Annotated in this window: 8 protein-coding genes; 6 read left to right on the forward strand and 2 right to left on the reverse strand. The window is 35.5% G+C overall.

What is annotated here, in order from left to right:
• Positions 1 to 238 precede the first annotated feature (238 nt).
• The 5 genes from BST92_RS06175 (at position 239) to BST92_RS06195 (ending at position 7379) form a co-directional block, all read left to right on the forward strand.
• Positions 239 to 2026, forward strand: a complete 1788-nt coding sequence (locus tag BST92_RS06175) for a hypothetical protein (protein WP_146105116.1) — start codon at positions 239 to 241, stop codon at positions 2024 to 2026.
• Positions 2027 to 2179: 153 nt separating this feature from the next.
• Positions 2180 to 2599: a hypothetical protein gene (locus BST92_RS06180; RefSeq protein ID WP_042286960.1), complete on the forward strand. Its 420-nt coding sequence runs from the start codon at positions 2180 to 2182 to the stop codon at positions 2597 to 2599.
• A gap of 13 nt (positions 2600 to 2612) precedes the next feature.
• Complete coding sequence (locus BST92_RS06185; RefSeq protein ID WP_146105117.1) at positions 2613 to 3191, forward strand: hypothetical protein; 579 nt, start codon at positions 2613 to 2615, stop codon at positions 3189 to 3191.
• A gap of 136 nt (positions 3192 to 3327) precedes the next feature.
• Positions 3328 to 6735, forward strand: a complete 3408-nt coding sequence (locus BST92_RS06190) for a hypothetical protein (RefSeq protein ID WP_105070657.1) — start codon at positions 3328 to 3330, stop codon at positions 6733 to 6735.
• 206 nt (positions 6736 to 6941) lie between these two features.
• Positions 6942 to 7379 carry a hypothetical protein gene (locus BST92_RS06195; protein ID WP_105070658.1) on the forward strand — a complete coding sequence of 146 codons (438 nt, stop codon included), beginning with the start codon at positions 6942 to 6944 and terminating at the stop codon, positions 7377 to 7379.
• 115 nt (positions 7380 to 7494) lie between these two features.
• Here the strand turns inward: BST92_RS06195 and BST92_RS06200 are convergent, their stop codons facing one another.
• On the reverse strand, positions 7495 to 9042 hold the full coding sequence (locus tag BST92_RS06200) for a glycine--tRNA ligase (protein WP_105070659.1): 1548 nt from the start codon (positions 9040 to 9042) through the stop codon (positions 7495 to 7497).
• 122 nt (positions 9043 to 9164) lie between these two features.
• Positions 9165 to 10046 (reverse strand): hypothetical protein, encoded by an 882-nt coding sequence (locus BST92_RS06205; protein ID WP_105072213.1) that lies wholly within the window; start codon positions 10044 to 10046, stop codon positions 9165 to 9167.
• A gap of 48 nt (positions 10047 to 10094) precedes the next feature.
• Here BST92_RS06205 and BST92_RS06210 point away from each other — a divergent pair, with 48 nt between their 5' ends.
• Positions 10095 to 10781: a ComF family protein gene (locus tag BST92_RS06210; protein ID WP_105070660.1), complete on the forward strand. Its 687-nt coding sequence runs from the start codon at positions 10095 to 10097 to the stop codon at positions 10779 to 10781.
• The last annotated feature ends 18 nt before the right edge of the window (positions 10782 to 10799 follow it).

The following is a 10799-nucleotide window of genomic DNA, read 5'->3' on the forward strand; positions in this document are numbered from 1 at the left end:
CCTCAAGAACTCCACTTGAGGTTTTTTGTGACTTCTAAGATATTTAGATTACAACATTTTTAACCACAAAACCGCTTTACTATAAGGATTTAAAATATTGTTGAAGAGCAACTGTATAATTTTTAAAACAGGTATTTATGCCTATTGATAGAAAAATCTTACCTTAGTATTTTTAAAGATAATTTACAATTTTAAAATATGTTTAAACGCTCAAACGCTTAAATGGACGAATTCTCTATTGGCGATAGCACTTATGGCAATGTTTTCTACTACTAGTTGTGAAAGGGATGATACTCCACTAGAAACTATACAAGAGCAACCACAATTTAAAATTGAAAAACTAACAGGTTCTCAATTAACTAACAATCATTCTTTAAATAAGGCTTTAAGTAGCGCAAAAGAATCATTGGGCATGAATACTTTTCAAAAATCAGTTTATGATTCTATCAATGGTTTTTACATTGAAGACACTGATGTTAATTATTTAACTAGTGGAACTTATGAGAGTTATACTTTTAAAATCACTGACCCAAGCGATACAACCCATTTAAAAAACATGGTGTTTTCAAAACAAATGGACTCTACCTATCAAGCATTTATAGTTGCATATGATTTGAATTACATAACCCTAGACGATATAAGGCAAGGAAGCATTCCTGTAGATGCTACTCCGTATGTCAGATATACACCTGTAACATCCAGTTTTCAGCATAAAAATGGTGTAGTAATGATAGGTGAAGGAGATTGTGTAAGTTTTGCAGAGGTTTCACCTGCTAGAAACTGTACAGTTGGTGATCATGCCCCAGGTGAAGATTGTAATTTAGATGAAGGAGATTGGAGAAGAGCACAAGAAGCAACCTTAGTATTCTATATGGAACCTTGTGGTGGTGGAGATTTATTACCATCTAACGGAGATGTAAATCCTGGAGGTGATTTTCCAAATGATCCTGGTCCACCTACTGGCGGACAAACAAATCCCGGTGGTTCTGGACAATTACCACTTATTAACAACAATACTAACGAGCCAGATGAACCTTGTAACGATCAACTTACCTTAAGTAATGGTGATTGTGCTGGTGTGATTACTTCTCCTGTTATAGATTTAAAACCGGCGCCAACATCGGTAGCTGACGAGACACAAGAGTTTTTTGATCGTTTAGAACAAACAGATGAAGAACTCTGGAGATTTATTAATGACTCAGATCAAGATGATTTGAGAAATGACACTGATAATTTTTTAGTAGATGAAAACCATAGTGATGAGGCTAAGAACTTTGCAGAAGAGGCTATAAAGGCTAAAGAAGAAGATGAAGATAATGAGGTGGATTTTGAAAATAAATCTATTTATGACGTCTCAGTTCCAGATTGTTTAAAAGATATAATAGATAAGTTCAAGCCAACAAATAATTTCTATATGGATATGAATGGAGTTGCACCATCGTTACAACAACAATTAAATATTGCAACTCAAACCCTTTCATTATTTGATAATACTGGAAATTACGGCATCACATTTGCTGTTTCTAACATCCCAGTGAATGCTCAAACAAACCCAACAATTATAAACAGTAATGGTACGGATGTATTGAAGATTAAAATTGAATTTAGTGCTGAATATATTAGTCGAGCTACGGATTTGGCTTTGGCGAGATCTGTAGTACATGAATTAGTTCATGCCTACCTATATTACATAAATCAAACAAAACCTAACTCAGTTTTAGGTCAAAAGTTAGATGAAATCATTGATGATTTAACATCGATATCAACACAACATCAAATAATGTCAGATCAATTTGCTGGAGCAATTGCAACAGCGATAGAAGCTTGGGACAACTCAAATCATCAGCATGAGGAATACGATTATTTAAGTTGGTCTGGTGACATGACGGCATCTACAGATTTTTTACTCCTTAATCAAAATTTTATCGAAAACGTATTTGAAAGGGCTTACGCAGAAGAAGGTGTTTTATCGTTAAATCCGACTATTCAAAATATATTACCAATCGGAGACAGAAATTGTAATTAATATGAATTTTTTTTTAAATGTGTTTTAATATTTATTTCAACATTTGGATACTCTCAAAATGAATACTATGAGAAGTCCCATGAGCTTGTTGAGAAAATTCATGAATATGGAAGGGCTTTTACCTACATACCTGATAAATTTGATTTAGCAGAAATGTCAATCGCCTTCAAGAATGATTCGTTTTTTGATGAGCTCATTTTAAAATTGATGCTATCGCCTAAAAGAAGAGTTGATTCCATAAGCGATAATTCGATTTATGAAAAGCGTGATTCAATTACTTTAAATCATTTATCTCTTAAATCAAATTGGACGGTATTGGATTATGATGAAGAACTGACACCAAAGTTTTGGAATCCTGATTTAATGCAATACGTAAAAACTGTAAAAGAAGTAGATTTTAAATGGCGTACAAGTAATTATTCAATAGTTGGAGCTGTGCTTTTTAATGATAACTTTTCTATAGTTTGTATGGGTACAAAAAGATTCTATTGGTGTAGAGTCTTTGAATTAGTTGACGATAAATGGGTTTTGCAAATGGGTCACACAAGTCCTACGGGATTAGGGAAAGAATAAATATAACATCTAGATGGTAAGAATTACAATCTGCATATTAGTGTTAATTCCGTTTTTGGGTTACAGTCAGTTAGAACTTAAAAATTGTGAAAACAACAAAGAACTTTGCCTAGAGTCATATCTCTTAAAATGGAGAGGAACTTATTCGCGAGAGTTTAATGTTGTGAAACACACTTTTCCAGATGAGTTTGATAAGAGATTCGATAATGAATTATTAGACTCTATTTATTCTTATTATGACTTAAAAGGAGATAGTTTAAGGCGTGATAATTTTAAGAGAATTTATTCAAGGTATGATTATTATGATTTAGAAAAACATTTTAATAAAAATCAAAAAATCACATTTTTAGACACTTTAGAAATTAAAAAGTCAAAAAAAGTGTTTAGATTCATAGAGAGCTTTTATTATCAAGATAACTATATGATAGTTCAATACTCACTAGTTAATCAAAGGATATTGGAAGTTTTAAAGTTCGATAAAAGTCTAAATGGATATGAAATTATTGCATCCGTAATTAAAGAAAAAATTTATAATTATGATGGAAGCTTTTATTATAAATATCATTACAGAAAGACGGACTACAAAAATTAATATTTCAAAACCTCAAGAACTCCACTTGAGGTTTTTTGTTTCTTCTTAGATGTTGAGATTACAAGATTTCCCACCACAAAACACCATTACTACTTACAATTAAAATATTTTTGAAGAGAATCTGTTTTAATCTTGCATGAAACACGCACTGGCATTTCTCTTTACTCTCATCATGGCAGCAGCCAGTGCACAAGAGTATGTAAATGTGAAAAAAGTGCGTCGTGCGGTGACAGACAGTATACAGTTGGATAGCATCAGTATTAATCCATCCTATTTCAAGATAGTAGATAGTCGCGGCATGCCAATAGATTCAACCGCTTATCAGGTAGATTTTGTAAAAGCGATGCTAAGTATTAAAGATGCTACTGCGATAAAAACAGATTCTATAGATATACAGTTCTTACCATTTCCAGAATTTTTAACCAGAACTTACCAGCTATACGATCCTAAAATTATTCTAGAAAATGAAACGGCTCAAGAACGTGTAGTTGCCATGCGACAACCTACAGTGCAGCGCAATTATGTGCCATTTAATGGATTGAACACCACAGGCTCTATTACACGAGGATTGCGAGTAGGTAATAATCAAAACTCAGTCGTAGACTCAGAACTGGATTTAAGAATCTCTGGAGCGCTGTCTGATAAAGTCTCTTTGCGTGCTTCCATTCAAGACGCAAACGTACCACAAACTCAGAATGGATATTCACAACGCCTCGATGAATTTGACCAGATTTTTATAGAACTCTATAGCGATGACTGGAATATCAGAGCTGGAGACGTAGACCTCATTCAAACCGATTCTTATTTCAATAACTTCACCAAACGTGTTCAAGGAATCTCTGGTCAGATCAAATTTGAAGGCGATGATTCTCAAGGCTATGTTCAAGCGGCTGGTGCTTTAGTACGTGGTATTTTTAATATCTCAAGATTCACAGGTCAAGAAGGTAATCAAGGACCTTATAAACTTACCGGTCGTAATGGTGAGTTGTTTATTCTGGTCGTTTCTGGTAGTGAGCGTGTTTTTGTAAATGGTGTGCCGCTTACCAGAGGTGAAAATGCAGACTATGTCATCGACTATAACGCAGGAGAAGTACGATTTAATGCTACATTTCCCATCACGAGTGAGATGCGTATTTCTATAGAATATCAATACAGTGAGCGTAATTTTACTCGTTTCGTAGGCTTTGCAAAAGGTGGCTATGAGACCGATAAACTGAGTGTAGAATCATACATCTATACCGAGAGCGATGCCAAAAATCAGCCGTTACAGCAAAACCTCAATGAAGATCAAGTGGCGATACTTGCAACTGCTGGAGATGATGAAGATCTTGCAATTGCACCTAGTGCGGTTCCCGATACGTTTTCTGAAAATAAGATTTTATATAGACGCGAAATCATCGCTGGTGTAGAACGATTTGTTTTTTCGCAGGATCCTAATGATGAGCTGTTCAACGTTCGATTCTCCTTAGTAGGCGAGAACCAAGGAAACTACGTTCTTGTAAACGATCAGGCGATTGCCAATATTTATGAATATGTACCACCTATCGCTGGCGTTCCTCAAGGGAATTTTGAACCTGTAATTAGACTTTTTGCGCCCGAGATTATCACTATTGCTGGTGCTAAAGCTCGATATGCACCTTCTAAAACTACGATAGTAGATACTGAAATTGCAGCCAGCAGTAATGACTTGAATCGTTTTTCAAGCATAGATGATGATGATAATCGTGGTGTTGCGGTAAAGCTTGCCGTGCAACAGCAGCTATGGAAAAAGGACTCACTTACGACCTTAAAAGCACGTGTAAAGTCTGATTATATTGACCAAAACTTCCGCAATGTAGAGCGCGTTTATAACATAGAATTTAATCGAGATTGGAACATAGACATCATTTCAGGTAATCAACTCTTTTCCACAATTGGATTGGATTATGTGCAAGATTCCACATTACGAGCTACTTATGAATTAGAACATCTCGAGTTTTCTGATAGCTATAGTGGTAATAGACACAACTTAAATGGTGTATATCGTGATGGTGGATGGACAGCACGCTTTCGCGGAAGCGTACTCAACACCAACGCTACTGCTCTAGAATCACAGTTTTACAGAGCAAATGCTGACGTGGTAAAACGGTTCAATAATAAATGGATAGGTGCTCGATATGAGACAGAAGATAATCAGCAAACCGTCATTGCTGATGGTAGTTTAACGCCACTGTCACAGCGATTTGCAGGTTATGAAGTGTATACTGGTGTAGGTGATAGTACGGCCGTTTTTGTAGAAGTAGGATACAGGAATCGTGTGAATGATAGTTTGCGATTGGGCAATCTAGAGCGTGTTAACAGGTCTAATAATTATTACATAAGATCACAACCTATTAAAGATGAGTTGAGTAGCTTAAAAATTTATGCTAATTATCGTGTGTTGAAAAGCGAAATAGAAACCGTAGAAGATGAGGTGTCTTTTAATAGCAGGCTGCAATACCAGCGCAAGTTTTATGATAAAAAAGTGTTGTTGAACACGACTTATGAGACCAATAGTTCTACCATACCGCGACAGGATTTTACTTATGTAGCGGTTAATCCAGGACAGGGAACATTTACTTGGATAGATTATAACGGCGATGGTATACAAGATTTAAATGAGTTTGAAGTGGCACAATTTCAAGATCAAGGGCGTTTTGTGCGCATTTTACTGCCCAATCAGGTATTTGTACCTACACATCAAAATAAGTTTTCTCAAACGCTTACCTTAAATCCCAGTTCGTGGTCGCAAAGCGATGGTTATAAAAAGGTGTTATCTCAATTCTACAATCAGACCAGTTACTTGATTGATCGTATGGTAGAGAGAGAAGGAGCTACATTTGATTTAAACCCATTCGGTACAGGAGATAATCAGTTAGGACTTAACCTAAATTTTAGAAACAGCTTATTTTTTAATCGTGGTAAACAGCAATACACGACTAATTACACCTACATAAGCAGTGCTAATGAAAACTTGCAAAGCATAGGTAGTTTGAGTAGTGATATAGAAAGTCATCAACTGGGCTTTATTCATAAAATTAAAGAAAACTGGTTGATTACGGTAGATGCTCAAACTGGATTTAATGCTAGTGAAAGTGAGAACTTCAGCAACCGAAATTTCAAGATTAATGAGAGTTTATTTAAACCTCAAGTGTCGTATTTATTTGGTAATAGTAGCCGTGTAGACGTGTTTTATGAATTGCAGTCTAAAGAAAATGTGGTTAATGAAGAAGCAATGCTCGATCAACAAAATATAGGTATAAGTTGGTCCTTTAATAAAGAGCAAAGCTATGCCGTTAATGGCGAGATACGCTATGTAAAAAACGATTTTATAGGACAAGCATTTTCTCCTGTTGGTTTCCAAATGCTAGAAGGATTACAACCAGGTACAAACTTTACTTGGAACTTGTTGTTTCAAAAGAATATCTCTTCATTTTTAGACCTGAATATCTCTTATAGTGGGCGTGACAGTGAAACCGCAAGAACCATTCACACGGGTAGCGTGCAGTTGAAGGCTTATTTTTAAACTTTCACTTGTCATTCTGAATTTATTTCAGAATCTGCCCATTATGCCAACCCTAGACAATAGCAACAATTAACAATTACCACTGCTAAATTTTTTAAAACCATCAAGCCATCATTTCATGGAGTGAAACTTAGCATTCATAAAGTGGTAGTAGATAAAGCTAGTTGTTTGAGATACTTTCGGGACATAATTATTAAAATAATATTATGAAATCTTTACTTAAAGTATCTCTATTACTTTTTATATCACTAACTATGCTCAGCTGTGATAATGATGATGGTATGGCAGATAATCAATCGCAATGTAACTATCAAGGACTAACCTTTGACGATGGTAGTACACAAACATTAATACCTGAGGCTCAATTACAAACAGAGCTTTTTCCTAATAATGGTGGACCTGGAGTAGCGGCTGTTGAAGTGTATGAAACTTCTAATCCTAGTAATATATGGTTATTAACAGAAGCAGTAACATTGAACGCGGTAGGTCCTGGTACTTTAGGCATTAATGGAACTAATTATACGGTTACTGTTACATGTCAACGAGCTGGAACCGCTGTCGGAGATGAATTTCGTTTTGATGTGGTGACAACAGGTGGATTAGAAGGCGAGTTATGCGTCGTTATTGATGCAGTAATACCTTAATCGTAAATAATATTTTTGAAAAGAGTTGTATTAGAAAAAACACCGTAGCTCAATAGCTACGGTGTTTTTATATTATATAGTTTTAGACTTTTCTAAGTCAATTCAATAAAATCTATTAAATCTTCTTCAACCACTCACTCATGCTAACACGAGATTCTAGATAGTTTTTAAGGTCTTTAATAGCAATACGTTCTTGAGTCATGGTATCGCGATCTCTTACGGTAACTGCACGATCTTCTTTAGTATCGTGATCTATGGTAACACAATAAGGTGTACCGTTCAAATCGTGACGTGCATAACGCTTACCTATAGAGTCCTTTTCTTCATAAGCGACTTTCATAGACCATTTTAATTCGTCTATAATCTCGTTTGCGATTTCTGGTAATCCATCTTTTTTCAGTAATGGTAAAATAGCTGCTTTAACCGGTGCAAGAACTGCTGGTAATTTAAGAACTGTGCGCTCGCCACCACCATCTAGTTTTTCTTCTTTTAAAGAATTAGAGAAGACGGCTAGAAACATTCTATCTAGACCTATCGATGTTTCCAGTACATAAGGCACATAACTTTTATTTTCTTCATGATCAAAGAATTGTAGTTTTTTACCACTATGCTCTTCATGTGCTTTAAGATCAAAGTCTGTACGAGAATGAATACCTTCTAATTCTTTAAAACCAAATGGGAAGTCAAATTCAATATCTGTGGCAGCATTTGCATAGTGAGCAAGTTTTTCGTGATCGTGGAAACGGTAATTTTCATCTCCCATTCCTAGCGATCTGTGCCATGCCATGCGGCGTTCTTTCCAGATTTCAAACCACTCAAGCTCTGTTCCTGGCTTTACAAAATATTGCATCTCCATTTGTTCAAATTCACGCTGGCGGAATATGAATTGACGTGCAACGATTTCATTTCTAAATGCTTTACCAGTTTGTGCTATTCCAAAAGGAATCTTCATACGACCAGTTTTTTGAACATTTAGAAAGTTTACAAAAATACCTTGTGCTGTTTCTGGTCTTAAATATAAATCTGTAGCAGTATCTGCACTGGCACCTATTTTAGTGCCGAACATAAGGTTGAACTGGCGCACATCTGTCCAGTTTTTAGAACCTGTATCAGGATCTGTGATTTCAAGTTCTTCTATCAATGCCTTTACACCAGCTAAATCTTCTTTTTCAAGCAACTCAGCAAGTCTTGCAGTAGGTTCTGTAGCTTTTTTCATGTAACCCATCACACGTGGATTGGTCTGGCGATACATGTCAGCATCAAAATCTTCACCAAAACGTTTTGCAGCTTTGGCTATTTCTTTATCGGCTTTTTGAAGATTTTTTTCACAATAATCTTCAATTAACACATCTGCGCGATAGCGTTTTTTAGAGTCTTTATTATCAATCAACGGGTCGTTAAAAGCATCTACGTGACCAGAGGCTTTCCATGTCGTAGGATGCATAAAAATAGCAGCATCTATACCTACGATGTCTTGGTTTAATTGCGTCATCGCTTGCCACCAGTATTCTCTGATGTTTTTCTTTAATTCTACTCCATTTTGACCATAGTCATAAACCGCGCTTAATCCATCATAGATTTCACTAGATTGAAAAACATAACCGTACTCTTTTGCATGTGAGAGTACTTTTTTAAACTGATCTTGATCGTTGTTCTTTGCCATAGCTGCAAATGTAAAAAAAAGGCTCTTTGCAACGATATGATTTTGTTTATTTCGCTTTCGCGAAAGCGTAAAATAAAAAACACGCCCTAAAGCGTGTTTAAATAGTGATTTTAAAATAAACCTTATCTAAGGTCAAGTTCAGAGCTGCTCACTCTTATCCCGTTATTATATAAATTAACGCGATATGTGCCTTTAATAATGTCGTCCTCATTTGCTTGTACTAGTTCACAAATATCGAGTTCTTGTCCTTTGTAATTGAAAGTAACCATTTTTGAATAGGTCAATTCTTGATCTTCAAATTGCTGTTTTTTCTTAAGTCCTAGTACATTATTATCTGGGTTGATAACCTGTAGGTAAAAAGATTGCACACCAGTAGGTGCTAGTGCGTTTTGTGGCAAGGTGAAACATACTTTTAAGTCATCTACACGGCGGGCGCGATCATTTTCTATTTCTTTACCACTACTTCTTATGATGACTCCTTTGGCTTTAAAGTTAGTAGGTAATAGGGTTGCAGCCTTAGCCATACTTTCATTTAGATTATCGATTTGTGTGGTCTTATTAGTACTAGCGATAATTTCTTCATTAAGTACTTGAAGTGTGCTGTCTTTAACACGTACTAATGTTTCGTTCTCTTTTTCTAATACATAGACACGTGCTGCTAGTACCTCACGTTCATCTTTAATTTTTACCAGTTCTTTACGTAAACGGGCTAGAATCGCCACATTCGGTTCTAGACGACTTACAGAATCTTTAAGTCTAGTGATGCGTTCTTTTGCAGCTTCTAGGTCACTGGTGATGGCGGTACCTTTCTCAATCTCTATTAAATATTCTTTTTCAATGTTTTCAAGTGCTTTTTCAATTTCTGTTTTTTCAATACTTAATTGATTAGTGATAGCCTCATTTTTATGATGTGCTCTATAGGTATAAGTTCCTAAGATTATTAACAATAGAACTGCAAGTCCTAGTAATATCTTTATTAAACGGTTGTCTTTTTGAGTTCCCATAATGTTATCTTTAGTCATTTAACGCCATAAACGTACTAAATAATATACATGAAGCGCTGGATATATGATTTCTTTAACTTACTCTATCCAGAGTTGTGTGTAGGTTGTGAGACTGTTCTTACCACAGGCGAGAGCTTGTGTTGTACCTCATGTCGTGCTCATTTACCTCTTACTCATTTTCATAGGACTAGTGATGAGAAAATACGTGAACTTTTTTATGCTCGTATCGATGTCCAGCATGTGACAAGCTTATTTTATTATGAAAAAATAGGGGCAGTGCAACAAATGATACATCAGTTAAAGTATCGTAAAAGGGAAGAGATAAGTAATTTCTTAGGCAGCTGGCTGGGACATGAACTTAGAGAGGATGGACTGTTTAATGATGTTGATATCGTGATACCTGTACCGGTCCATCCCAAAAGGCTTAAAAAACGTGGATATAATCAGGTTAGCGGTTTTGGAAAAGAACTCGCACATTTTTTAAACGCAAGCTATCGAGAGGATGTTTTAGTGAAAACTAAAAATACAATTAATCAAGCACGTTTAAATCAAATTCAACGTAGCGATGAAACAAATAGCCCTTATCAAATTAAGGGATCTATACCTAGAGGTACACATGTTTTAATTGTAGACGATGTTATAACTACTGGTACAACTATAGTTTTATGCGCCAGAGAATTATTGAAAATACCAGATGTCAAAATTTCAATTGCTACTATGGCAATATCTGTGTAAATGTAGATGAAGCGTAAT

This window comes from Nonlabens arenilitoris, assembly GCF_002954765.1.
GTDB classification, from domain to species: domain Bacteria; phylum Bacteroidota; class Bacteroidia; order Flavobacteriales; family Flavobacteriaceae; genus Nonlabens; species Nonlabens arenilitoris.